The organism is Bradyrhizobium erythrophlei (assembly GCF_900129425.1).
GTDB classification, from domain to species: domain Bacteria; phylum Pseudomonadota; class Alphaproteobacteria; order Rhizobiales; family Xanthobacteraceae; genus Bradyrhizobium; species Bradyrhizobium erythrophlei_C.
In genome coordinates, this window is record NZ_LT670817.1 from 2925996 (window position 1) to 2949163 (window position 23168).

22 protein-coding genes and 2 pseudogenes are annotated in these 23168 nt (G+C 62.3%); 10 read left to right on the forward strand and 14 right to left on the reverse strand.

Annotated features, from left to right (window positions below; all coding sequences use genetic code 11):
* Window positions 1-72: 72 nt before the first annotated feature.
* From B5527_RS46265 to dusA, 3 genes and pseudogenes are all read left to right on the forward strand, one after another.
* Window positions 73-450: pseudogene (locus B5527_RS46265) on the forward strand (CHASE3 domain-containing protein); the annotation flags it as partial.
* A 138-nt stretch (window positions 451-588) separates the two neighbouring features.
* Window positions 589-1833: pseudogene (locus B5527_RS46270) on the forward strand (sensor histidine kinase); the annotation flags it as partial.
* A gap of 361 nt (window positions 1834-2194) precedes the next feature.
* A complete protein-coding gene (gene dusA / locus B5527_RS13565; protein WP_425305096.1) occupies window positions 2195-3154 on the forward strand; it encodes a tRNA dihydrouridine(20/20a) synthase DusA in 960 nt (319 codons plus the stop codon).
* 2 nt (window positions 3155-3156) lie between these two features.
* Here dusA and B5527_RS13570 read toward each other — a convergent pair whose 3' ends face one another.
* The 5 genes from B5527_RS13570 to B5527_RS13590 form a co-directional block, all read right to left on the reverse strand.
* Window positions 3157-3669 carry a TIGR02281 family clan AA aspartic protease gene (locus tag B5527_RS13570; protein ID WP_079601749.1) on the reverse strand — a complete coding sequence of 171 codons (513 nt, stop codon included), beginning with the start codon at window positions 3667-3669 and terminating at the stop codon, window positions 3157-3159.
* Between the two features lie 31 nt (window positions 3670-3700).
* Window positions 3701-3904, reverse strand: coding sequence for a DUF1289 domain-containing protein (locus B5527_RS13575; RefSeq protein WP_079607263.1), 204 nt, complete (start codon window positions 3902-3904; stop codon window positions 3701-3703).
* Between the two features lie 45 nt (window positions 3905-3949).
* Entirely contained in the window at window positions 3950-5551 is a 1602-nt protein-coding gene (locus B5527_RS13580; protein WP_079601750.1) for a sensor histidine kinase, read from the reverse strand.
* Window positions 5552-5833: 282 nt separating this feature from the next.
* Window positions 5834-6595 carry an outer membrane protein gene (locus B5527_RS13585; protein ID WP_079601751.1) on the reverse strand — a complete coding sequence of 254 codons (762 nt, stop codon included), beginning with the start codon at window positions 6593-6595 and terminating at the stop codon, window positions 5834-5836.
* A gap of 291 nt (window positions 6596-6886) precedes the next feature.
* The gene (locus B5527_RS13590; protein WP_079601752.1) at window positions 6887-7756 is read right to left on the reverse strand and encodes an NAD(P)-dependent oxidoreductase; all 870 of its coding nucleotides are present in this window, start codon (window positions 7754-7756) and stop codon (window positions 6887-6889) included.
* A 312-nt stretch (window positions 7757-8068) separates the two neighbouring features.
* Here B5527_RS13590 and B5527_RS13595 point away from each other — a divergent pair, with 312 nt between their 5' ends.
* The 3 genes from B5527_RS13595 to B5527_RS13605 all read left to right on the forward strand — a co-directional run bounded on the left by B5527_RS13595 (window position 8069) and on the right by B5527_RS13605 (window position 11727).
* On the forward strand, window positions 8069-9202 hold the full coding sequence (locus B5527_RS13595) for an Mrp/NBP35 family ATP-binding protein (RefSeq protein ID WP_079601753.1): 1134 nt from the start codon (window positions 8069-8071) through the stop codon (window positions 9200-9202).
* Window positions 9203-9383: 181 nt separating this feature from the next.
* Window positions 9384-10472 carry a TRAP transporter substrate-binding protein gene (locus B5527_RS13600; protein ID WP_079601754.1) on the forward strand — a complete coding sequence of 363 codons (1089 nt, stop codon included), beginning with the start codon at window positions 9384-9386 and terminating at the stop codon, window positions 10470-10472.
* 166 nt (window positions 10473-10638) lie between these two features.
* Window positions 10639-11727 carry a TRAP transporter substrate-binding protein gene (locus tag B5527_RS13605; protein ID WP_079601755.1) on the forward strand — a complete coding sequence of 363 codons (1089 nt, stop codon included), beginning with the start codon at window positions 10639-10641 and terminating at the stop codon, window positions 11725-11727.
* A 432-nt stretch (window positions 11728-12159) separates the two neighbouring features.
* Here the strand turns inward: B5527_RS13605 and B5527_RS13610 are convergent, their stop codons facing one another.
* The 6 genes from B5527_RS13610 to B5527_RS13630 form a co-directional block, all read right to left on the reverse strand.
* Window positions 12160-13764 (reverse strand): TRAP transporter large permease, encoded by a 1605-nt coding sequence (locus tag B5527_RS13610; RefSeq protein ID WP_079601756.1) that lies wholly within the window; start codon window positions 13762-13764, stop codon window positions 12160-12162.
* Window positions 13761-14300, reverse strand: coding sequence for a TRAP transporter small permease subunit (locus tag B5527_RS13615; RefSeq protein WP_079607264.1), 540 nt, complete (start codon window positions 14298-14300; stop codon window positions 13761-13763). The genes B5527_RS13610 and B5527_RS13615 overlap by 4 nt, the downstream gene beginning before the upstream one ends.
* Window positions 14301-14323: 23 nt before the next feature.
* A complete protein-coding gene (locus tag B5527_RS43810) occupies window positions 14324-14491 on the reverse strand; it encodes a hypothetical protein (protein ID WP_154072206.1) in 168 nt (55 codons plus the stop codon).
* Between the two features lie 110 nt (window positions 14492-14601).
* The gene (gene moaA, locus B5527_RS13620; RefSeq protein ID WP_079601757.1) at window positions 14602-15633 is read right to left on the reverse strand and encodes a GTP 3',8-cyclase MoaA; all 1032 of its coding nucleotides are present in this window, start codon (window positions 15631-15633) and stop codon (window positions 14602-14604) included.
* Between the two features lie 120 nt (window positions 15634-15753).
* A complete protein-coding gene (locus B5527_RS13625) occupies window positions 15754-16257 on the reverse strand; it encodes a hypothetical protein (RefSeq protein ID WP_079601758.1) in 504 nt (167 codons plus the stop codon).
* A gap of 154 nt (window positions 16258-16411) precedes the next feature.
* The gene (locus B5527_RS13630) at window positions 16412-17110 is read right to left on the reverse strand and encodes an HAD family hydrolase (protein WP_079601759.1); all 699 of its coding nucleotides are present in this window, start codon (window positions 17108-17110) and stop codon (window positions 16412-16414) included.
* Between the two features lie 84 nt (window positions 17111-17194).
* Here B5527_RS13630 and B5527_RS13635 point away from each other — a divergent pair, with 84 nt between their 5' ends.
* The 4 genes from B5527_RS13635 (at window position 17195) to gor (ending at window position 20791) form a co-directional block, all read left to right on the forward strand.
* A complete protein-coding gene (locus tag B5527_RS13635; RefSeq protein WP_079601760.1) occupies window positions 17195-18034 on the forward strand; it encodes an SDR family NAD(P)-dependent oxidoreductase in 840 nt (279 codons plus the stop codon).
* Between the two features lie 93 nt (window positions 18035-18127).
* Entirely contained in the window at window positions 18128-18826 is a 699-nt protein-coding gene (gene rpiA, locus B5527_RS13640) for a ribose-5-phosphate isomerase RpiA (RefSeq protein ID WP_079601761.1), read from the forward strand.
* Between the two features lie 24 nt (window positions 18827-18850).
* A complete protein-coding gene (locus B5527_RS13645) occupies window positions 18851-19372 on the forward strand; it encodes a DUF2059 domain-containing protein (RefSeq protein WP_079601762.1) in 522 nt (173 codons plus the stop codon).
* 30 nt (window positions 19373-19402) lie between these two features.
* Window positions 19403-20791, forward strand: coding sequence for a glutathione-disulfide reductase (gene gor, locus B5527_RS13650; protein WP_079601764.1), 1389 nt, complete (start codon window positions 19403-19405; stop codon window positions 20789-20791).
* 31 nt (window positions 20792-20822) lie between these two features.
* On the opposite strand, the gene B5527_RS13655 is transcribed toward gor, so the two are convergent.
* The 3 genes from B5527_RS13655 to B5527_RS13665 all read right to left on the reverse strand — a co-directional run bounded on the left by B5527_RS13655 (window position 20823) and on the right by B5527_RS13665 (window position 23014).
* Window positions 20823-21188 (reverse strand): hypothetical protein, encoded by a 366-nt coding sequence (locus B5527_RS13655; protein WP_079601765.1) that lies wholly within the window; start codon window positions 21186-21188, stop codon window positions 20823-20825.
* A complete protein-coding gene (locus B5527_RS13660; protein ID WP_154072207.1) occupies window positions 21185-21610 on the reverse strand; it encodes a hypothetical protein in 426 nt (141 codons plus the stop codon). Before B5527_RS13660 ends, B5527_RS13655 begins: the two co-directional genes overlap by 4 nt.
* A 69-nt stretch (window positions 21611-21679) precedes the next feature.
* A complete protein-coding gene (locus B5527_RS13665; RefSeq protein ID WP_245332602.1) occupies window positions 21680-23014 on the reverse strand; it encodes a metallophosphoesterase family protein in 1335 nt (444 codons plus the stop codon).
* Window positions 23015-23168: the final 154 nt, after the last annotated feature.

The window sequence follows — 23168 nt, forward strand, 5'->3', positions numbered from 1 at the left end:
CCATTCCCCGTGTCACACCGGTTCTCGCGGTGGCTTGCTCGCCCGCTGATCCTGGGGGGCGCGGTGGCTCTGATGCTGGTTGCGGCGAGCGGGTTCCTGGGCGTGCGGTATTGGCACGAGCGGCAGGCGGCAAGCGACGCGGTCGAGCACAGCCACCAGGTGCTCGATACGCTCGACCGGCTACGGGCAACCATCGCCGACCTGGAGATCGAAAGGCGGGAGTATCTGCTGACCCTCGACCCGGCATATCTCAAGCCCTACGGCATTTCTGACGAAAGCGTGCGACGGGAGGACGAGGCGCTTCAGAGTCTGGTCGCGAACGACCCGTTGCAAAGCCTTCGTGCCGCACATCTGGCGCTGACCGTTGCAGCAAAGCTGCGCGAGATCGACGACATCGTCCAGACGGCTCGCACGTCGAGGGTGGATCCGGCGCTGGCGATGATCGGCACCATGGGCGAGATCCGATCGCAAATCGATCAGATGGTGGATCACGAACGCTTCCTCCTTGCGAATTGGGAAACTCGCGCCGATGCGCTCGAACAGAGCAAGACCCGGCTGATCGCATTGGCCGTCGTCATTGTCATCGGTTTCGCCGCGGCGTCGTTGGCGCTCGCACGGCTCGAAGCGAGGCGGCGGCTGAAAGCGGCGGAGGAGAACGTCCAGCTCCATAGCGATCTTGAAGAGCGCGAGAAGAAGATCCGCCGCCTGGTGGAAGCCAACATCATCGGGATGATCATCTGGGATCTCGAAGGTCGCTTTCTTGAAACCAATGACGCGTTTCTGCGAATGACGGGATACGACCGGGAGGATCTTGCCTCGGGTCGCGTGAACAGGACGGACCTGACGCCGGCGGAATGGCTCGACCGCGACACACAGACCCTCGCAGAGCTCAACACGATTGGAACGGTCCAACCATTCGAGAAGGAGTTCTTCCGGAAAGACGGCAGCCGTTTGCCCGTGCTGATCGGCGGGGCATTGTTCGAACCGAATGGGAACCAAGGTGTCTCTTTCGTGCTCGATTTGACGGAGCGCAAGCGGGCGGAAGCCGAGGCTCGCGAAAGCGAGCGGCGCTACCGCGAGACCCTGATGGAGCTCGCGCACACCAATCGCGTCACGGCGATGGGGCAACTGACGGCCTCGATTGCCCATGAGGTCAACCAGCCGATCACCGCGGCGGTCATCAACGCCGAGGCAGCCTTGCGCTGGCTGGGCATTGAACCGCTCAACCTCGAGAAGATTCGCGAGGTTCTCGGCCTTGTCGTCGAGGATGGCACGCGAGCCGGCAATATCATCGGCGGGATCCGGGCCCTCATCAGGAAGGTGCCGCCGCGGCAGACTTGCCTGGATATCAACGAGGCGATCCGCGAGGTGATTGCTTTGACCCATGGAGAAGCGGTAAGGACCGGCGTCTCGGTGCGGACGGATCTGGCGGACGGCTTGCCGCTCATTTACGGCGATCGGGTCCAACTACAACAGGTGATCATGAACTTGGTCATCAACGCTATCGAAGCCATGAGCGGCGGCGCCGAGACGTCCCGCGACCTGCTGGTCAGCACTCGGCGAGCCGAGGCGGGCGGCGTGCACGTCGCAGTGCGAGACTCGGGTCCGGGACTGGATCCGGCGAGCAGTGACCACCTCTTCAAGGCATTCTACACGACCAAGTCCGGCGGCATGGGCATGGGGCTGGCGATTTGCCGCTCGATCATCGAGGCACACGAGGGACAACTGTGCGTGACCGCGAATGAACCGCGCGGCGCCGTCTTTCATTTCACCCTGCCGCTGCAACGCGGCGAGGCCCTTCCCGCCGGGCGCGCCGCAATGCCGGCGGAATGAGGTTGCAGGTCCGGCAGAGAAACGAGAGCCGGTTCTCGACTGGAAATAGACGCAAGGTCTTACCCACGATGTCATCGGCGATCAGTTTCGGCAAGCCGGTGCGGGCATGGCGCACTATCTCCGTGGCCTGCTCGCCGCTATAGGTCGGCGTCATCGGTTGCGGAATGGGCTATACTCCCGTCCGCTCGTGTGCGTTTGTGGATCGTTCCCATATTTGCTACTTGCCCTCCTGACTTACGACTTGGTCGTAAACCAGTGCCAAAATGAGGGGAAGGCAAGCCATGAGGCGAGGTTCGCGCTAAGTGGTTGAAAAGATCTATTCATGATGGATTTCAAGGGTTTGAAATTTTCCGTGGCACCCATGATGGACTGGACCGACCGGCATTGCCGCGTGTTCCACCGCCTGATGACGCGGCGCGCCCGGCTTTACACGGAGATGCTGACGACGGGCGCCATCATTCATGGCGATCGCGCGCGGTTGCTCGGCTTCGATGCAAGCGAGCATCCGGTGGCACTGCAACTCGGCGGCTCCGATCCCCGGGATCTCGCGACGGCGGCCAAAATCGGCGGGGATTTCGGCTACGACGAGATCAACCTCAATGTCGGCTGCCCGTCGGATCGGGTGAAGGACGGCCGCTTCGGCGCCTGCCTGATGGCAGAGCCGGCGCTGGTCGCCGCCTGCATCGATGCCATGAAGCGCGCGGTCAAAATCCCGGTCACGGTGAAGTGCCGGATCGGCATCGACGATCAGGATCCGGAAATCGCGCTGGATGCGTTGGCGCGCGGCGTGATCGCCGCCGGCGCCGACGCACTGATCGTTCATGCGCGCAAGGCCTGGCTCAATGGATTGTCGCCGAAGCAAAACCGCGACATCCCGCCGCTCGACTACGACAGGGTCTACCGGCTGAAGGCCGTGCTGCCGGATGTGCCCATCATCATCAATGGCGGCATCGCAAGCCTCGGCGAGGCCAAGGCGCATCTGCTTCGTGTCGACGGCGTGATGCTGGGGCGCGCGGCCTATCAGGAACCCTGGCGGTTGCTGGCGGCCGATCCCGAGCTGTTCGGCGAGGCGGCGCCGCACGCGGGCATGAAGGACGTGTTCGAGGCCATGGTCCCTTATATTGAAGACCAACTCGCGCAAGGTGTCCGCCTGCATTCGATGACGAGGCATTTCGTGGGCGCGTTTCATGGCGTGCCGGGCGCACGCGCCTTCCGCCGTCACCTCGCCGAGAACGGCGTCAGGCCCGGGGCGGGCGTGAATGTCCTGCGCGATGCGATGGCGCTGGTCGAGGATCGTGCGCCGGCCTCGATGGCGGCGTGAGGCTACGGATAGCCGTGCAGCATCAGCCGGTCGGCGTGCACTTCCCAGCTTTCCAGCCGATCCAGAAAGCTCATGCCGAGCAGATTGGTTTTCATCTGTCCGTGCGGCACCACCAGCGCCGGTACCGAACGCTCGACGAGCTTGCCGATGGCCAGGCGATCGAGCGTCAGACGGGCCGCTTTGGTGTGTCCGCCGGCGGTCTCGACGTCGACGTCATATTCGAGCAGCTCCAGCGGCAGTCCGGCCGCCTTGGCGGTCTCGTAGGTCAGCACGACCGAGGTCGCGCCGGTGTCGACGACCATCGGCGCGTTGACGCCGTTGATTTTGGCCTGCAGCGCGAATTCGCCGGTCTGCCCGCGTGAGATCTGCACCGCGCGGGCCGGCGTCTCGGCCCTCTTGCGCAGCATCTCCAAGACCGTGTCGCTGGCCCGCGCGATTCGTTCCGGATCGCCGTAGGCGACCACGGCGCCGGCCGTCGCCGCCAGCACGAGGAGAACGAGCAGAACGCGGCTCACAGCGAAGCCCTCGTGCGGATGGTCCGGCGGGTCAGTCCGGTTTTGCGGCAGCCGCCAGTTCCGGTAATCCGGCTTCCTTCATGCGCGCCGGCAACAGCGCCATCACGGCCAGCCGCTCGGCGCGGTCCATCCGGCCCCAGCGGGCGATCTCCGGAAGCGTGCGGCCGCAGCCGAAACAAAGGCTGGTTTTGGGATCGATCATACAGACTGCGATGCACGGCGTTTCTATGCTCATGATGGAATAGTGAAACGTATTCGGCGGTTTGCGCAAGCGCTCCGGTTACAGCCCGGTGCCGGCGCTCATGATCGGCTTGTTGCGGGCGCGGCGTTTTTCATCTGTTACAGGGGCGGCGGCTTCAGGTTGCAGCGGCGGAGCCTCTTCGGCCATCGGCGCCAGCGCCGACATCACACGCTCCGGCGGGAAAGTGACGATGACCTCGGTACCGATGCGAAGCTTCGATTTCAGCGTGAATGTGCCGCCGTGCATGTCGATCAGGCTTTTTGCAATCGGCAGGCCGAGGCCCGCACCCTGCTCGGCGGATTTGATCGAATTGGAGCCCTGACCGAACGATGCGAGCACGATCGGGATTTCATCCTCCGCAATGCCCGAGCCGGTATCCTTGACGCTGAGATATTGTCCGCCGGACGCGGTCCAGCCGACTTTCAGCCAGATCTCCCCGCCCTGCGGGGTGAACTTGATCGAGTTCGACAAGAGATTGAGCACGACCTGGCGTGTGGCGCGCTCATCGCCCCAGACCCTGGGCATGCCGTGCTCGAACACTTCGTGAATGGTGATGCCGCGGCTGGAGGCGCGCAGCTTCAGCAAATGGTGGCAGTCGGCGACGACATGCACCAGCGACACCGCCTCTTCGTTGAGCTCATACCTTCCGGCTTCGATCCGCGACAGGTCGAGAATTTCGTTGATCAGGTTAAGCAGATGTACGCCGGAGTTGTGAATATCGGCGGAATATTCCTTGTAGACCGGCACCGCGTGCGCGCCGAAGATTTCACTCTTCATCACCTCGGAAAATCCGAGGATCGCGTTCAGCGGCGTGCGCAATTCGTGACTCATCTGCGCCAGAAACCGCGATTTCGCGACGTTGGCCGATTCCGCGCGATGACGCGCTTCGTCCGATATCGATTTCGCCTGCTCGAGTTCGCCGATCAGCGCATCTTTCTCGGCGCGGGCCTCCAGCGTCGCCAGCGTTGTCGAATGCAGGCGATGGGCGAGCAGCGCGAAATAGCCCTCCGCGGCGAGCGCGAGCACCGCGAGGACATAATTGTCGAAGGTGCCGCCCAGCAAGAAATTCAGTGCAATCGCCGCGGTGACTGGCGCGGTTGTCGCCAGTGCGGCGATCGGAAGGCTGGCCGCCAGCATGCTCGATACCGCGATCACCAGCAGCATCAGGAACATCATCAGCGTGTTCGAGACCGTATCGAGGCCGGCGGGATGGATCAGGATCGCCGTCCAGCACAGGCCGTAGATCAGATCGAGCAATACAAATCGCGTCCGCCACCTGCGGGTTGAGGTCAACGAAGCCGGCTCGGCGAGGAACCTGCTGCAATAGCGGATGATGCCGGCATGAATGCAGAGCATGCCGCAGGTCCACGCGAGAGCCGAGGCCGGCTGCATGCAGAGGCCGAACAAAAGGCCGATCGCCACCACCAGCAGCATCACGACATACGATGCCGAGATCCGCGTTTGGGCATACTGCCGGAGTAGTTCGCGATCGAAAGCGGGGCGGGTTCCACTGGTCGACGTTAACCGGTCGCGGGCCTCGCGCACCCGCTGCGCGGCTGCACGGCGGGTGTTGAGCGGCACTGCAATCGGCGTCTCGGCCGGAAGCTGGACAACTTCAGGCTTTTCGGCGGGTTTACTCATCAAACAACACAAATCCTGCCCGCTGATCGCACGGGCTTTTGCATTGTCTATCTCTGGCGCTAAATCATTAAGAGCTGCCTTAAAGAGCTAAAGAATCACGTTAATGGGAGGTTAAATTAACCTCTTTCCACCGGGCTCGAAGGGTGACCGTTCGACCCGCCGCGGATGCCGCAGTCATGCAGCGGCAGCGATTTCGTTTCAGGGCGCCGGTTGAGGTTACAAAAAAGCCCCGGACCTTCGTCCGGGGCTTTTTTTCTCGGGACCAGGATCAGTACCTGGTGCTCAGTATTTTGCGATGACGGGACCACCAAAGCGGTAGTTCAGCCGGACCGTTCCCATGTCGACGTCCTGACGGATGTTGTCGCTGCGCGTGACGGCCGTATTGGTTGCCGGGAACGTCACATTGGGGTTGCCCATGAACAGGTGGTCGTATTCGGCGGCTACGGACCAGTTGGGCGCAAAGCTGACTTCAACACCCGTTCCCACCGCACCACCCCAGCGGGTGTCGGTCGTCTGATTAAACGGGACACCGGTTGCGGTGAAGAAGCTCGTGTATTTGTTGTCGGTGACCGCGGCGCCGCCCTTCACGTACAGCAGAACGTTGTTCCAGGCATAGCCGAGCTGGCCGGTGAAGAGGCCGATGCCGTCGACCTTGGTCTGGTTGGTGTAGGGAATCAGCGCCGTCAGGCTCGCATTGGATCCCTTCAGGTCAGCCCAATCACCCTGGGCTTCCACGCCGAACATCCAATTGGTGGTCTGCCAGCGATAACCGATCTGGCCGCCGGCCACGCCGCCCGTCGCGTTGTGACAGCCCTCCGGATTCGGCGTAATCGCACCACCTGCGACGCTGGTGATGGTCAGGCAGTCGTGGCTCGATGCGCCACCGCCGTTGAGACCCAAATAGAGGCCGCTCCAGTCGTAGACGGGCGCGACGAAAGCGGGTGCTTTGGTGTAAGTCCGCGCAGCAAGATCAGCGGCCGATGCGGTGCCTGTAAATCCGGCAATCGAAAGTAGTCCAGCCCCGACAACGGCAAAACGAAGCATTCCCAGTTCCCAGCTTGATCAAAAAAGCGCCGGCTGCTTCTCGCACGGAATTGGCGGGTGCGACAGGGTGACTCGGCTCAGGGTTGTACTTTGCCGGGCATGTGTTGCGGAAATATCGCACCCGTATCACCATTCTGGAGCAAGCCCCGATTGGCCTCCTCGACAATTTCGCATGGCATTCAATGCCCTGTGCCGGACTCGCGACGCACCCTGGATTTTGGAGATGATGGCCTCAAGGCCGAGCGAGAAAGTGTGCGTGGCGCACACTTTCAGCCGGCCTCGACCACCGGCTCAGCGCTCCAGCCGCGCCAGCAGGCTGGAGGTGTCCCAGCGCTTGCCGCCCATCTTTTCGACCTCCGCATAGAACGCGTCGACCAGCGCGGTGACGGGAAGGCTGGCGCCGTTGCGGCGGGATTCGGCCAGGCAAATCGAGAGGTCCTTGCGCATCCATTCCACTGCAAAGCCGAAGTCGAATTTGCCCTCGTTCATGGTCTTGTAGCGGTTCTCCATCTGCCAGGACTGCGCCGCGCCTTTCGAGATCACCGCGATCACCGCCTCGACGTCGAGGCCCGACTTCTTGGCGAAATGAATTCCCTCCGACAGGCCTTCGACCAGGCCCGCAATGCAGATCTGGTTGACCATCTTGGTCAGTTGGCCCGAGCCTGCGGGGCCGAGCCGCTGGCACATCCGGGCATAGGCCGCGATCACCGGCTCGGCCGCCGCATAGGCCTCTTCACTGCCGCCGCACATGACCGTCAACACCCCGTTTTCCGCGCCGGCCTGGCCGCCGGACACCGGCGCATCGACGAATTTGAAACCACGCTTGCTCGCCTCGGCGTCGAGCTCGCGCGCGATCTCCGCGGATGCGGTGGTGTGATCGACGAAGGTCGCGCCCTTTCTGACGCCCGCGAAGGCGCCATCGGCGCCAAGGGTGACGGCGCGCAGATCATTGTCGTTGCCGACACAGCACATCACGAAATCCTGGCCTTCGGCCGCGGCTTTCGGGGTCGCCGCGGTGCGCCCGCCGAACTTGTCGGCCCATTGCTTGGCCTTCGCCGCGGTCCGGTTGTACACCGTCACCTCGTGGCCACCTTTTTTCACCAGATGTCCTGCCATGGGAAAACCCATCACGCCGAGACCGAGAAAAGCAACTTTAGCCATGTTTGCAACCTTGGGGTTTCGCCGGCGTTGGATTGGCCGGACCGTGTTCGGAAGAGGGCGGTGGGCTGGTTCGGGCTCCGAAGCAGGTTCCGCTGAAGAGGTGGAGGCCGCACAATAAACCCTGCAGCCTGAAGGGCAACGGCTCCCTTGGCGGGCAGGCGGGTTTCGTCCCGGGATTAAGGCTTCGACGATCGAGATTCAAGACCGATACGTCGTCCGGCCGCGCGGGTCTGATGCGGCGCAAGAGTGGTATCCTTTCCCGCGGTATCGCTCTATGTGTCGGCTGCAGACCAGGATGCCAGGAGATACGCCGTGAGCGTGACGCAGCAGCAGGTTCTCGATGCTCTGGCCAGGGTGAAGTCGCCACGCGGCGTCGCCTTGACCAATGCCAATGTGCTGTCGCCGATCGTGGCCAACGACGGCAAGGTGTTCTTCTCGATCAACGTCGATGCCGCCGAGGCCCGCGCGTGGGAAAGCGTTCGGGCCGAGGCCGAGGCGGCTGTGCGCGCCATTCCGGGTGTCACCGTCGCCATGATCGCGCTCACAGCTGAACGGAAGGCCGGCGCCGCGGCGCCACCGCCGCCGCCGCATCGCCACGCCCACGGCGTGGCGCCGGTCTCATCGCACCGGCCGCCGCAGAGTCCGGCCTCGCCGATGTCGAAGCAGTCGGAAATTCCCGGCATTGCCGCGGTCATTGCGGTGGCCTCCGGCAAGGGCGGTGTCGGGAAGTCGACGACCGCGCTCAATCTGGCACTGGGCCTGCGCGATCTCGGTTTGCGCGTCGGCCTGCTCGACGCCGACATTTACGGTCCGTCGGTGCCGAGGCTGACCGGCATTCGCGAGAAGCCGCTGCTGAACGACGACAAGAAGATGATTCCGATCCAGCGCTTCGGCCTTGCGATCATGTCGATCGGTTTTCTGGTCGAGGAGGACACCGCGATGATCTGGCGCGGGCCGATGGTGATGTCGGCGATCACCCAGATGCTGCGCGATGTCGCGTGGGGCACGCTTGATATTCTCGTGGTCGATATGCCTCCCGGCACCGGCGATGCGCAACTGACGCTGGCGCAGAATGTGCCGCTCAAGGGCGCGGTCATTATTTCGACGCCGCAGGACCTTTCGCTGATCGACGCGCGGCGCGGGCTCGCCATGTTCAAGAAGGTCAATGTTCCCGTGCTCGGCATTGTCGAAAACATGAGCTATTTTCAGTGCCCGCATTGCGGCACGCGATCGGACATCTTCGGTCACGGCGGCGCGCGGCACGAGGCGGAGCGGCTCGGGGTGCCGTTTTTGGGCGAAATTCCGCTGCACATGTCGATTCGCGCCATGTCGGATTCGGGCACGCCGGTGGTGGAGAGCGAACCGGACGGACCGTATGCGGCGATCTATCGCGCCATCGGCGCCAAGGTCCGCGATCAGCTGCAGGGCGTCATCGCCGCGGCATGAGCCTTCTTCCGGGCCGTATGCGACTTTCGTTTAAACAGTGCTGTCATGCCTTCGTCGCGTTTTCGCGGCCGAACTTACGTGTTAAAGCCCCCCGCCAGAGCGCCTGCGGCCACGCGAAATCGCCACTCCGACAGAAATGCTCCAGCAATATGGGAAACGCCCCCTACAAGGAGATGTCTTAATGAAGCGTCGTGATTTTTTGAAAGTTTCCGCGGTAGGTGCCGCCGCCACCGCGGTTGCCTCGCCGGCAATCGCGCAATCCTCGCCCGAGATCAAGTGGCGCATGACGTCAAGTTTTCCGAAGTCGCTCGACACCATCTACGGCGGCGCCGTGGAGTTTTCGAAATACGTTGCGGAAATGACCGACAACAAGTTTCAGATTCAGGTCTTCTCCGCCGGTGAAATCGTTCCGGGTCTGCAGGCGCTCGATGCGACCTCCAACGGCACCATCGAGATGAGCCACACCGTCTCGTATTATTACGTCGGCAAGGATCCGACCTTCGCGATTTATGCTTCGGTGCCGTTCGGTCTCAATGCGCGCATGCAGAATTCCTGGTGGTATCAGGGCGGTGGCATGGAGCTCGGCAACGAGTTCTTCAAGAAGTTCGGCGTGATCGGTTTCCCCTGCGGCAACACCGGCACCCAGATGGGCGGCTGGTTTCGCAAGGAGATCAAGACCGTTGCCGATCTCTCCGGACTGAAGTTCCGGATCGGCGGCATCGCGGGGCAGGTCCTGCAAAAGGTCGGCGTGGTGCCGCAGCAGCTTGCCGGCGGCGACATCTATCCGGCGCTGGAAAAAGGCACCATCGACGCGGCCGAATGGGTCGGACCTTATGACGACGAGAAGCTCGGCTTCCAGAAGGTCGCCAAGTATTACTACTATCCCGGCTTCTGGGAGGGCGGTCCGACCGTGCACGCGTTCTGCAATCTCGAGAAGTGGAATTCGCTGCCGAAGAACTACCAGGCCATCATCACCAACGCGACGGCGAACGCCAACACCTGGATGGCGGCGCGCTACGACATGCAGAACCCGTCGGCATTGAAGCGTCTGGTCGCCGGCGGCACCCAGCTTCGTCCCTTTACCAATGAGGTGCTGGAAGCATGTCTGAAGGCGACCAACGAATTGTGGGGAGAGATTTCCGCGAAAAATCCCGACTTCAAGAAATCGATCGACGCGATGCAGGCCTACCGCTCCGACCAGTATCTGTGGTGGCAGGTTGCCGAATATACCTTCGACAGCTTCATGATCCGCTCGCGCACCCGCGGCTGATCCTCCTTTAAGGTGCAGATAAAGCCCGGTCTCTGTGAGGAGGCCGGGCTTTTTGCGTTGCGGTATCCCCAGTTCGGCATGGAAATCCCAAACCGGATGTTCCATGCTCAAGCCAAGCCTCGACACGAAGGCGGACACACATCGCAACACCCAGGGGAGGGATAAAATGAAACGACGAGACTTTATCAAGGTCACCGGCATAGGCGTGGCCGGTGCCGCGAGCATGGCCGCGCCGGCGATCGCGCAATCGATGCCGGAGCTCAAATGGCGGATGACGACAAGCTGGCCGAAATCGCTCGACACGCTGCATGGCGCCGCCGAGCAGATGGCGAAAGCGGTCGGCGAAGCCACCGACAATAAATTCCAGATCCAGACCTTTGCCGCCGGCGAAATCGTTCCGGGCCTGCAGGTCCTCGACGCCGTGCAGAACGGCACCGTCGAACTCGGTCACACCGCGTCCTACTATTACTTCGGCAAGGACCCGACTTTCACCTTCGGCTCATCGGTGCCGTTCGGTCCCAACATGCGCCTCAACCAGGCCTGGTACATGCTGGGCGGCGGCAAGGAAATCCTCAACGAGTTTTACAAGGGCTACAACGTCACCTCGCTGCTCGCCGGCAACACCGGGTGTCAGATGGGCGGCTGGTTCCGCAAGGAGATCAATACCGTCGACGACCTCAAGGGATTGAAATTCCGCATCGGTGGGTTTGCCGGGCGCGTGATGCAGAAGCTCGGCTGCGTGCCGCAGCAGCTGGCCGGCGGCGACATCTATCCCGCGCTGGAAAAAGGCACCATCGACGCGGCCGAATGGGTCGGTCCCTATGACGACGAGAAGCTCGGCCTCTACAAGGTCGCGCCGCATTACTATTATCCGGGATGGTGGGAGGGCGGACCCATGCTGCTCGCCATGGTCAATCTCGATAAGTGGAACGCGCTGCCGAAATACTATCAAAATGTCCTGGAGCAGGCCGGTCACTATGCCAACAACTGGATGATGGCGAAGTACGACGCCGTAAATCCCATGGCGCTGCGCAAACTGCTCGCCGGCGGCACCAAACTGCACGCCTTCTCGCCGCCGATCATGGAAGCTTCCTTCAAGGCGGCCAAGGAATTGCACAGCGAAGTCGCCGCGAGCAATCCGAATTTCAAGAAGGTCTATGACTCCATGACCGCTTTCTCGAACAACGGCTATCAGTGGTTCCAGGTCGCGGAAGTCGGCTACGACAGCTTCATGGCGCGTCATTCGCAGAGTTGATCAAAGCAACGAACCTCGTCATGCCCGGGCTTGTCCCGGGCATCCACGTCTTAGAGCAAGATGGTTTTAATTTGAATCGGTGCGCCCTTCACCTCTCCCCACCGGGGAGAGGTCGATTTGCGCAGCAAATCGGGTGAGGGGGTGCTGCACCAACGATAGACCGTAACCCCTCACCCGGCGCTACGCGCCGACCTCTCCCTATGGGAGAGGTAAAGTTTCGGCTGCGTCCTAGCTCAATCTAACCTCAGCTCATCACGCTTTAGCGGAAACAGCACGAAAGACGTGGATGGCCGGGACATCTAGCGCGAAGACGCGCTTCGCGCTTTTGCCCGGCCATGACAAAAAAAGAAACTGCGCTCATCCATCATCGCCGCCAATGAAAAACCCCGGAGCAAACGCTCCGAGGTTTTCTGATGACGATCGAAACGGCTGTTACGGCTTCGCCGGCGGACCGAAATCCAGCGGCGGCAGGTCGATCTGCGGCACCTCGATCTTGATCTTGTTGAGGTCGACATTGACGGGTTTGTCGAGCAACGCGGTGACCGTGACCGGGAAGGCGATCACCAGCACCACCATGATCACCTGCAAGCCGACCCAGGGCAGGGCGCCCCAGTAGATATCCGAGCTCTTGACTTCCTTCGGCGCGACGCCGCGCAGATAAAACAGCGCGAAGCCGAACGGCGGATGCATGAACGAGGTCTGCATGTTCACGCACAGCATGACGCCGAACCAGATCAGCGCGTAATCCGCTCCCACCACCGGCGCCAGGATTTTTTGCGCGATCGGCGCGATCATCGGCAGGATGATGAAGGCGATCTCGAAGAAGTCCAGGAAGAACGCCAGGAAGAAGATGAACAGGTTGATGAAGATCAGGAATCCCCAGACACCGCCGGGCAGGGAGGTCAGCAGATGCTCCAGCCATACGCCGCCCGAGACGCCCAGGAATACCACAGAGAAGCAGGTCGAGCCGATCAGGATGAACACCACCATGGTGGTGATCCGCATCGTGGTCTCGTAGCCCTGTTTGATCAGGTCGCGCAGCACCGGAATGCGGACGGCCTCAAGGCAAATCCACACCACCGCGAAATAGGTGACGGCGAAGGCCAGCTTGAAGATCAGTCCCTCGGTCATGAAAATGCCGACGATGGTGCCGATGCCGCCGGCGATCACGCCTGTTATCAGGACCTTGCGGCCCATGGTGCTGAAATCCTTGCTGTGGATCGCCGCCAGCACGATCGCGCCGACTGCGCCCATGGCGCCGGCCTCGGTCGGCGTCGCCAGACCCATCATCATGGTGCCGAGCACGACGAAGATCAGCACCGCCGAGGGGATGATGCCCATCAGGCATTTCTTCCAGAGCGGCCAGCCGGTCAGCGTCAATGCGGTCTTCGGCACCGCCGGCACGTGATCCGGCTTGAAGATGCCGAGCAGGAAGGTGTAGCCGGCGAACAGGAAGATCTGGAACACCGACGGTCCCCAGGCGCCGAGATACATGTCGCCGACCGATTTGCCGAGCTGGTCGGCCAGCACGATCAGCACCAGTGACGGCGGCACCAATTGGGTAATCGTGCCGGACGCCGCCAGCACGCCGGTGATGTAACGGATGTTGTAACCGTAGCGGATCATCACCGGCATCGAGATCAGCGCCATGGCGATGACCTGGGCCGCCACCGTGCCGGTGATGGCGCCGAGGATGAAGCCGACCAGGATCACCGAATAGCCGAGGCCGCCGCGGATCGGTCCGAACAGCTGGCCCATCGAGTCCAGCATATCTTCGGCCAGACCGCAGCGCTCCAGTATCGCGCCCATGAAGGTGAAGAAGGGAATCGCGAGCAGGAGTTCGTTGGAAAGAACGCTGCCGAACACCCGGCCCGGAATCGCCTGCAGGAAATTCATGTCGAAGAAGCCGAGATGAATGGCGAGGAATCCGAACGACAGTCCGACCGCCGCGAGCGTGAACGCCACGGGGAAGCCGATCAGCATCGCCAGAACCAGGCCGCCGAACATCATCGGCGGCATCATCTCCAGCGTAATCATTGGGTCGGCCTCTCGTACTTCGCATCGATCGTCACCTGGCCCTGGAGTGCCGCGATGCGCTTGATGACCTCCGAGACGCCTTGCAATGCCAGCATGACGAAGCCGGACGGGATCACGAACTTGATGGGCCAGCGGATCAGGCCGCCGGCATTACCCGACATTTCCCCGACTGCGTAGGCCTGATGGAAGAACGGCCAGGACAGGTAGGAAAGCAGCAGACAGGACGGAATCAGGAAGAACAGCGTGCCGATCAGATCGAGCCAGAGCTGGCCGCGCTCGGAGAGAAACAGATAGAAGATCTCGACCCGGACATGCTCGTTGCGCTTGAAGGTGTAGGACGCGCCGAACATCACCAGGATGGCGAACATGTACCACTGCAGCTCGAGCCAGCCATTCGAACTGTAGCCGAACGCGTAGCGGATCATGGCGTTGCCGGCGCTCACCAGACAGGCCGCCAGCACCAGGAAATTGCAGATGTAGCCTATCTTCTCGTTGACCTGGTCGATCGCGGCGCTCAGCGCCAGGAATGGACGCATCGTGTTCTCCCGGGCGGTCGCCATCAAAGCACGCCCATCATTTCAACGAGCATCGCTTCACCACCGCGCGCTGAACGCGTGGTGTCATGGCTCTTTTTCAGGAGCGATTGCAACGCTGGTCCTCCCCATTGCGCCTTTGCCGCCTTGACCGCGCACGTCGGGCGCAGCGGCTTATCCAGCCGCGCAGGCATAAAAGCAAGCGCACCATTTCAGCGCGCCGTGGCGCCGTCAATTGGAAAATGGGCAAATTGAGGCGGGTTCAAGCGGTTGCGTGGGCTTGGTAAATCAGGCGCCGCTAATCTCAGCCGCCGGTGACGCTCATATGGCGGCTGACGCTCGGGCGGTTGTGCCGGCGATCGATGATGAAGTCGTGGCCTTTCGGTTTGAGGCCGATGGCGCGGTCGATCGCCGCGCTGAGAAGTTCATTGTCGGCGGAGGCCCGCAATGGCCGGCGCAGGTCGGAGGCATCCTCGTGGCCGAGGCAGGTATGCAGCGTGCCGGTACAGGTGATGCGCACCCGGTTGCAGGCCTCGCAGAAATTGTGGGTCATCGGCGTGATGAAGCCGAGCTTGCCGTCGGTCTCGCTGACGCGAGCGTAGCGCGCCGGGCCGCCGGTGTTATCATCGAGGTCGGTCAGCGTGTACTGCTTGGCGAGCCGCGCGCGAAGCAGCGACAGCGGCACGTACTGGTCGATACGTCCTGCGCCGATGTCGCCCATCGGCATCACCTCGATCAGCGTCAGCGCCATGCCCTTGCCGTGCGCCCATTCCATCAACGCGGGAATTTCGTCCTCGTTCAGATTCTTCAGCGCGACCGCGTTGATCTTGACGGCGAGACCGGCCGCGCGCGCGGCCTCGATCCCGGCCAGCACCTTGTCGAGATCGCCCCAGCGGGTGATCGCCCTGAATTTCGCGGGATCGAGCGTGTCCATCGAGACGTTGATGCGGCGCACGCCGCAGTCGCGCAATTCGCCGGCGAACCGCGCCAGCTGCGAGCCGTTGGTCGTCAGCGTCAGTTCATTGAGCGCGCCGGTCCCGAGATGGCGCGAGAGCGAGCGCACCAGCGACATCACGTTGCGCCGGACCAGCGGCTCGCCGCCGGTCAGCCGCAGCTTTCGCACGCCCTTGGCGATGAACGCCGTACAAAGCCGGTCGAGTTCTTCGAGCGTGAGCAGATCGGCCTTGGGCAGAAACGTCATGTCCTCCGACATGCAATAGAAGCAGCGCAGGTCGCAGCGATCGGTGACCGATACCCGCAAATAGCTGATGGTCCGGCCGAACGGATCGGTCATCGGCCGGGACAGCGATGCGGGGAGACTCAACGGTCCGTTCATTCAATACGCCTTGTCGCTGCGGGGAGCCGTCATGAGCGGACGGCGCGGGTTCCGTAGTCGCAATCTAGGCACGATGCGACCCGCGCACAATCCGCGCCGTCTCGGCTGCAGCGCAAGTGATCAGTGGGCGGGCGGCGGCGCCGGCGGTGGTGCAGCGGCGGGCGCCTGCGCCCCCGGATCGGGGAACGGCGATCCACCCGCGGTAGCTGGCGCTGCGGCGGTGGTCTTGGCTGTTTTCGGTTTTTTCGGCCGCATCAATTTGTGGGCCGGCTTCGGCGGCGGGCCGACCGGCTGAAGTTCCGCGACCACCGGATTGGGATCCATCGAGGTTGTTGCGGGCGTGGTGAGGTCGCCGGGGACATGGACCACCTGCACCGCCACGGTCGCCGGCTGGAACTTGTTCAGGGAGTAGCTGACAGAGAAACCGCTGTCGGGCGCGGGCACGGTGACGGTGCAGGGCGTCTTGCAGCCTGGCCCCAGCGAGGTCTTGGCATCGGCGCCTGGCGGCACCGAATCGATCTGCACCTGCACGGTCGGCGGAGTCGGCTTGAAGTAATCCATGGAAAACGAGGAGCAACCGGCCAAGCTGGCCCCCGCTGCAACAATCACGATAACACGACGCATGACCCATCCGTCATTCTAGTGCGGCAAACTGCCACAATCCCCGAATCGACCATAGGAGCCTCAAGACGACCGCGCAACCGTGTGGTCCCGGATCGTTAATTGATGGTTAATAACCGGATAAGGCGATGCAAAATAGGTCAGCAAAATCAGATTGTTAGGCGGGGTCACGCTGCAGCATCAGGCTCTGCACCGCGGCCGGCAGCTCGCGCATGTGACTGACCAGCCGATCCGGCTTGAGGTCGGCGATCGGTACCTCGGTATAGCCAAATTCGACGCCGATCACCGGAATGCCCGCGCGGCGGGCGACGCCGATATCCGGGCCGGCATCCCCGACCATGATGGCCTGGGACAGCTGGCCGCCCGCGCGCGCGATGGTCTGCTGCAGGATCGCAGGATCCGGCTTCGAAACCCCGAAGGTGTCGGCGCCGCAAATCGCGGCAAAGCGTGCGCTCAAGCCGAGCTGGTCGAGCAGCCGCTTCGACAGCCATTCCAGCTTGTTGGTGCAGACCGCGAAGCGATATCCGAGTGCTGCGAGATCGTCGAGCGCGCTCTCCAGGCCGTCGAACGGGCGGGAGGCGTCGGCGATATGGGCTGCATAATAATCGATGAAGTCGCCGGTGAGCCGGGTGACGTCTTCAAAGCTCGCGGCGCGGCCCTCCAGCTCCAGGCCGCGTTCGATCAGCCGGCGGGCGCCGGCGCCGATCATGGCGCGCGCGGATTGCAACGGCACCGGGGGCAGGCCTTCGCGGTCGAGAACCCAGTTGAGGGCGTTGATTAGGTCGGGCGCGGTATCGACCAGCGTGCCGTCGAGATCGAATACAATGATGCGGGCTGAGATGCGGGCTGAGGTCATCGAAAATCGCTATCGGTCTGCGTGCCATCATGCAAGTAGGGATGAGCGGCATCTGCCGTGACCAAAGAGGCAGCGGGGGAAATCATGCGCGAACTTGCCGGCAAGACAGCTTTCGTGACGGGCGGGGCCGCCGGCATCGGATTCGCGCTCGGCCGGGCCTTTGCGGAAGCAGGCATGAACGTGATGCTCGCCGATATCGAGACCGACGCGCTGGCGGCCGCCGCAAAAAGCCTCGACGCGTTCGGGCCGAACGTGCGCAGCGTCATCTGCGACGTCGCCGATCCCATCAGCGTCGGGCGCGCGGCCGAGGCCTCGTACGCGGCGTTCGGAAAGGTCCATGTGGTCTGCAACAATGCCGGCGTCGCCGCCGCCGGTGGCATCGACAACATCTCGCTCGACAATTGGCGATGGGTGCTCGACGTCAACCTGATGGGCGTCATTCACGGCATCGCTGCCTTCCTGCCGCATATCCGTGGCCACGGCGAAGGCGGCCATTTCGTCAACACCGCGTCGATGGCCGGGATGAACGGCGGGGGCGGGCTCGGCTTCAGCCCCTACACGGCGAGCAAGTTTGCGGTGGTCGGTCTGTCGGAAGGTCTCGCGGGACAGCTCCATCCGTTCGGAATTGGCGTCAGCGTGCTCTGTCCGAGCTACGTGCGGACCGGCATTGGCGAGAGTGGCCGCAACCGGCCGCAGCGCTATGGCCCGACGCCAGCCCTGGATCCGGCCAGCCCGGCGGCCGCCATCGTCGCCGCGATCGCCGAGCAGCTGCAAGCCGGACTCGATCCGGCGGCCGTCGCCGCGCGGGTCCTCGACGCCATCAGGAACGACGAACTTTACGTATTCACCCACCCGAACATGCGTGAAGCGGTCGACGGGCGGTTCGCGGCGATCCGGGCGGCGATGGACAAGGTGACCGGCTGACCCGAACTCGCCGGGTCGCGGCACCGATAGCGCTGTTCCTGACCGGAAAACGACGCTAGATAGGCTCGTGATCTCCCGGGGAATTGTCGGCACGTGAACATGGACGAACTGAAACGGCAGGCTGCGGCGCGCGCGCTCGAATTCGTGCGCGACGGCATGAAACTCGGCCTCGGCACCGGCTCGACTGCGAAACATTTTGTCGAGCTGCTTGGCGAACGGGTGCGCGGCGGGCTTGATGTCGTGGGCGTGCCGACCTCGGAGGCAACCCGCGCCGATGCCGCGCGGTGCGGCATTCCCCTGACCACGCTCGATGACATTGACCGGCTCGATCTGACCGTCGATGGCGCCGACGAGATCGATCCTGCGCTCAATCTCATCAAGGGCGGCGGCGGAGCATTGCTGCGCGAAAAGATCGTGGCCGCGGCGTCTGATCGCATGATCGTGATCGCCGACGACTCCAAATGGGTCGAAGGTCTCGGCCGCTTCCCGTTGCCGGTGGAAGTGATCCCGTTCGGCCTGGCGGCGACACGGCGGGCCATCGGCACGGCATTTGCGGAATGCGGCATTTCCGGGCAAATGGTGGTCCGAAACGGCAAGGACGGCCACGTTTTTGTCACCGATGGTGGCCACTGGATTGTCGATGCCCATCTTGGTCGTATAACCGATGCTCCGCGCTTGGCCGGGTTGCTGAATTCGATACCGGGCGTCGTCGAGCACGGGCTGTTCATTGGTCTTGCCAGCATGGCAATGCTGGCGGGCGCCGGAGGAATTCGCGTTGTTGAACGGCCTTAAGGCCGGAAATCGAGGAGAATTAGAATGAATACCGTCTCAAGAATTTTGTCGGCCGCGGGTCTGGTGCTGGGCCTGGCGCTGGCCGGCATGCCGGCCACGGCGCAAACGCCGTCCGAGGTCAAGCCGGCTTCTCCCGCTGCCATCGCGGCGGCGAAGGAAATTCTGGCGATGAAGAATGCCAGCGCCATGTATGCCAACGCCGTTCCCAACATCGTTCAGCGCACCAAGGATTCGCTGTTGCAGAGCAATCTCAACTATCAAAAGGATCTCAACGAGGTCGCCGTGATCGTCGCCCAGAAGCTGGCCGGCCGCGAGAAGGAAATCGGCGACGGCATGGCGAAGCTTTACGCCGGCGAATTTACCGAGCAGGAGCTGAAAGACCTGGTCGCGTTCTACAAGTCGCCGCTGGGCCAGAAGCTGCTGACGACGGAGCCCAAGGCCATTCAAATGAGCATGGGATACATGAATCAATGGGCGCAGGGTTTTGCCGAAGTGGTCAACGGTGAATTCCGCGCCGAGATGCGCAAGCGCGGCAAGGAAATCTGATCCCGCAACCTGATTTCGATCGGGGCTGAGATGGCTGAGTTCGACGTCGACCTGTTTGTCATCGGAGGAGGTTCGGGCGGCGTGCGCGCCGCCCGGATCGCCGCCGGCCATGGCGCGCGCGTCACCATCGCCGAAGAATACCGCATGGGCGGCACCTGCGTGATCCGCGGCTGCGTGCCGAAGAAGCTGTTCGTGATCGGCTCGCACATCCACCACGAGATCGAGGATGCCGCCGGCTTCGGCTGGACCATCCCGCCCGTGAGTTTCGACTGGAACACGCTGGTCGCCAACAAGGACAAGGAGATCGCCCGGCTCGAGGGCATCTACACCGCCAATGCCGAGAAGGCCGGCGCGCTGGTGCTGAAAACCCGCGCCGTGTTCGAAGACGCCCACACCCTTCGCCTCGCCGACGGCAAGACCGTGACGGCGAAATACGTGCTGATCGCGACCGGCGGCGCGCCCAATCACGGGCCGGCGATTCCCGGCATCGAGCACGCGATTTCGTCCAACGAGGCGTTTCATTTGCGGCAATTGCCCAAGCGCGTGGTGATCCAGGGCGGCGGCTATATCGCGCTGGAGTTCGCCTGCATCTTTGCGGGATTCGGCACCGACGTCACCGTGCTCTATCGCGGCGACAATATCCTGCGCGGGTTCGACGAGGACGTCCGCGCCCATGTCCGCGCCGAGATGGAACGGCAGGGCATCACCATTCTCACCGGCTGCACCGTGCAAAAGATCGACCGGCACGGCAAGGAATTCACCACGCATCTGTCGAACGGCTCCAGCCTGGCGTCGGACCTCGTGATGTTCGCGATCGGCCGGCATCCCAACGTCGCCAATCTCGGCCTGGAAAACGCCGGCGTCGCCATCAATCCGAACAATGGCGGCATCGAGGTCGACGGCTGGTCGAAGACGTCGGTGCCATCAATCTACGCCATCGGCGACGTCACCCATCGCATCAATTTGACGCCGGTCGCGATCCGCGAGGGCCATGCCTTCGCCGATACCGTGTTCGGCAAGCGACCGGTCCAGGTCGATCACAGCAACATTCCGACCGCGGTGTTTTCGCAGCCCGAGATCGGCACCGTCGGCCTGACCGAATCCGAGGCCCGCGCCAAGTTCAGCCGCGTCGATATCTACAAGACCGATTTCCGCCCGATCAAATCGACGATGTCGGGCCGCGACACCCGCATCCTGATGAAGCTCGTGGTCGACGGCACGACCGATCGCGTGGTCGGCTGTCACATCGTCGGCGACACCGCCGCCGAAATCATCCAGGCCGTCGCCATCGCCGTGAAGATGAAGGCCACCAAGGCCGATTTCGACGCCACCTTCGCGCTGCATCCGACCGCCGCGGAAGAACTGGTGACGATGCGGACGCCGACGGCGCGGTATGTGCGGGAAGCGGCGGCGGAGTAGGGGCCTAAAGTGAAGCCAGGACAACTCAGAGCTAAAGTCGAAACCAAGGCAGAGTGAGATAGACGCAAGCGATCATCGAGAGCACAGGAATTACCCACACCCATCCCGACCACAAGTGTCGCACCGAACGTCCGGGTAACGACGCGGCAACAAGGCCTACCGTCAGTGCTCCGAGTGCAGCCGTCGCCGCCCATCCGTACCAGTATATCGCAGGAGCCAGAAAACCCATCGCGGGGTCGGCGACGTCTCGTGAGTGATGCGTACCTGCAAGCACGATGCCGAGCGACGGGAAAACAGTGAACAGAGCCAAATCCTTTGCGACGGCGACCACGTAGAGAATCGCGAATGTCGGCCCGAACGCAAATGCAAAGCGGCGAAACCAGTCGGATGACGTCATGAGCCGAAACCCATGATGTTGTTGGCGACGTGGCCGGTCAGAAAATTCCACCAGACGACGAAGGCAAGGATCGAAGTGAGCGCAGTACGCGTTTGAGCAGGCTCATCGCTATGCGGCCGACGCCAACAAACCAGGTAAGCGGGCAGCAGGGCAAGCCCGATGGCTGCGAAGTGCTCCTTGAGGTCGAAGAAGCCGAGGACATGCCAGTGACCCGCGCGCTCCAACTCGGGCCGCACGTCCACACGGAAATATAGGTACACGATCCCGCCCAGCAGCGTGGAGGCTGCATATAGAACGACCACGGCGTTAGCGAACGAGGCCGACGGCACGGAACGAAAGCGGCCGAAGAACGAACCGGGTCGGGCATCCGCCGATGCCCATGCCGCCAAGGTCTGGTGTGTTGTCGCGCCGAGCAGCGCCACCGCGACCAAGCCGTGAATGATCAGGAGAATTGTCGCCAGAACCTCACTCCCGCTAACGCCCGCTCCCTGTCACATGAAGAGTTCTTCAGATCCGAATGGCTCTGCCGACCATGGCCGGAAGCGGTTGAGGGTGAACTTCGTCTTTCGGCCGGGTTCGACATCGACGAAGACGTAGTTGTATTCCTCCTGTGGAGGCTGGCCCTTCCAGTAAAGATCGGGCGGATAGTCGGCGGGCAGCTTGATGGCCGTGCGACCGGGAAGGATGGGGTCCTGTTCAGCGCCACCACCGCCCAGCATCAGGTATTTAACCCCATCTACATCGTAGATTTCGGTGGTGTGGACGTGCCCGTTCAACACGACCACCTCCATGTCCTTGGCATACGACGCAATCAACTTGTGTGGATTGTCGGGAGCCGGGATAGGGCCCAGGCCCGAGCGCGCAAAAACCGGATAATGAAAGACGACAAAGGCCTTTCCAATGCCATTGGCCTTGGCCTCGTCCATCCACTTTTGAAGCTGTGTCATTTGCTCGGCATACTTTGGCCGATCGGCGTCCCACAGTGACGGCGAACGGTAGTCGTACTTGCCGCTCCAGAGATAGATGAAGCGCGTGCCTTTGAAGTCGAATTTGTAAATGAGGTTTTCCGGTGTGACGCCGAACTTCTTCAGATAGGGCAACGCCGAAAGAACGCCCTCGATCTTCGGATCAGCCCACACTTCATGATTACCCACACTCATGAAAAATCGCCCATCCAGACCGGCTGCGCGCATCTCGTCGTCCGGCGCGGGTAGCTTCTTCAACATTGTTTCGTTCACACGCTTCCAGTATGGGCTATCGCTGACGGTTAAGCCTTGATTGCCCCACCATACGGCGTCGCCGCTATTGACCACGAATTTGGCGCGACCGGATTGAACGTCCTTGACGATTTCACGGGTCACCCATTCGCCGCCCTGAAGCCGGAACATCGTTCGATGCACTCCGGGAAGCAGTTTTACGTCTTCAACGGATGCCTCGGTGACCCAACCTTTATCCAACGTCAGGGTCATGACTTCCGTCTTCGACGCGAACGGCATGATCACCTTGATCAGCTCTTTGGTGACCGGATCGAAGATCATCTTCACATCCCTCGCCACCACCGCTTCAGCGACCTTTTCTGGCATGACCAACCCGAACATTTCGACGAAGAATTTGTTCAGGTCCGGCTGCCCCTCTTTCAATGGAAGGTACATCATCGGTCGGGTATCGCCGACCGCAGCGAACGAAAAGCCGGCCCCGGTGGGAAGCGGCGCCTGCGCGCTCGCCGTCTGCACACTTGCTACGATCGGCACGGAGCCCGCGGGCAGCGCAGCGAGCGCTCCGAGTACAAGGCGACGGCTGGGGCTGTTGGGGTTGGATGATGGCATGATCATTGATCCTCTGATTGAAGAGAGGGAATGAGATGGTGCCGTCGTCGGCTTTGCGTCACGATGCTTGGTGCTTGAGTGCGCGCCTCATCGCTTTGTGAATTTGACCCCCGATCACTGGCAGGAGCTATGCGACTTCGGCATCCAGCAAGGG

Coding starts and splice junctions, on each gene's coding strand:
- B5527_RS13665 (WP_245332602.1), bottom strand. CDS start 23,014: ATGCCATCATCCAACCCCAACAGCCCCAGCCGTCGCCTTGTACTCGGA.
- moaA (WP_079601757.1), bottom strand. CDS start 15,633: ATGAACGGACCGTTGAGTCTCCCCGCATCGCTGTCCCGGCCGATGACC.
- B5527_RS13645 (WP_079601762.1), top strand. CDS start 18,851: ATGAATACCGTCTCAAGAATTTTGTCGGCCGCGGGTCTGGTGCTGGGC.
- B5527_RS13630 (WP_079601759.1), bottom strand. CDS start 17,110: ATGACCTCAGCCCGCATCTCAGCCCGCATCATTGTATTCGATCTCGAC.
- dusA (WP_425305096.1), top strand. CDS start 2,195: ATGATGGACTGGACCGACCGGCATTGCCGCGTGTTCCACCGCCTGATG.
- gor (WP_079601764.1), top strand. CDS start 19,403: ATGGCTGAGTTCGACGTCGACCTGTTTGTCATCGGAGGAGGTTCGGGC.
- B5527_RS13590 (WP_079601752.1), bottom strand. CDS start 7,756: ATGGCTAAAGTTGCTTTTCTCGGTCTCGGCGTGATGGGTTTTCCCATG.
- B5527_RS13655 (WP_079601765.1), bottom strand. CDS start 21,188: ATGACGTCATCCGACTGGTTTCGCCGCTTTGCATTTGCGTTCGGGCCG.
- B5527_RS13625 (WP_079601758.1), bottom strand. CDS start 16,257: ATGCGTCGTGTTATCGTGATTGTTGCAGCGGGGGCCAGCTTGGCCGGT.
- B5527_RS13615 (WP_079607264.1), bottom strand. CDS start 14,300: ATGCGTCCATTCCTGGCGCTGAGCGCCGCGATCGACCAGGTCAACGAG.
- B5527_RS13605 (WP_079601755.1), top strand. CDS start 10,639: ATGAAACGACGAGACTTTATCAAGGTCACCGGCATAGGCGTGGCCGGT.
- B5527_RS43810 (WP_154072206.1), bottom strand. CDS start 14,491: ATGCCTGCGCGGCTGGATAAGCCGCTGCGCCCGACGTGCGCGGTCAAG.
- B5527_RS13580 (WP_079601750.1), bottom strand. CDS start 5,551: ATGAGTAAACCCGCCGAAAAGCCTGAAGTTGTCCAGCTTCCGGCCGAG.
- B5527_RS13610 (WP_079601756.1), bottom strand. CDS start 13,764: ATGATTACGCTGGAGATGATGCCGCCGATGATGTTCGGCGGCCTGGTT.
- B5527_RS13600 (WP_079601754.1), top strand. CDS start 9,384: ATGAAGCGTCGTGATTTTTTGAAAGTTTCCGCGGTAGGTGCCGCCGCC.
- B5527_RS13575 (WP_079607263.1), bottom strand. CDS start 3,904: ATGAGCATAGAAACGCCGTGCATCGCAGTCTGTATGATCGATCCCAAA.
- B5527_RS13635 (WP_079601760.1), top strand. CDS start 17,195: ATGCGCGAACTTGCCGGCAAGACAGCTTTCGTGACGGGCGGGGCCGCC.
- B5527_RS13585 (WP_079601751.1), bottom strand. CDS start 6,595: ATGCTTCGTTTTGCCGTTGTCGGGGCTGGACTACTTTCGATTGCCGGA.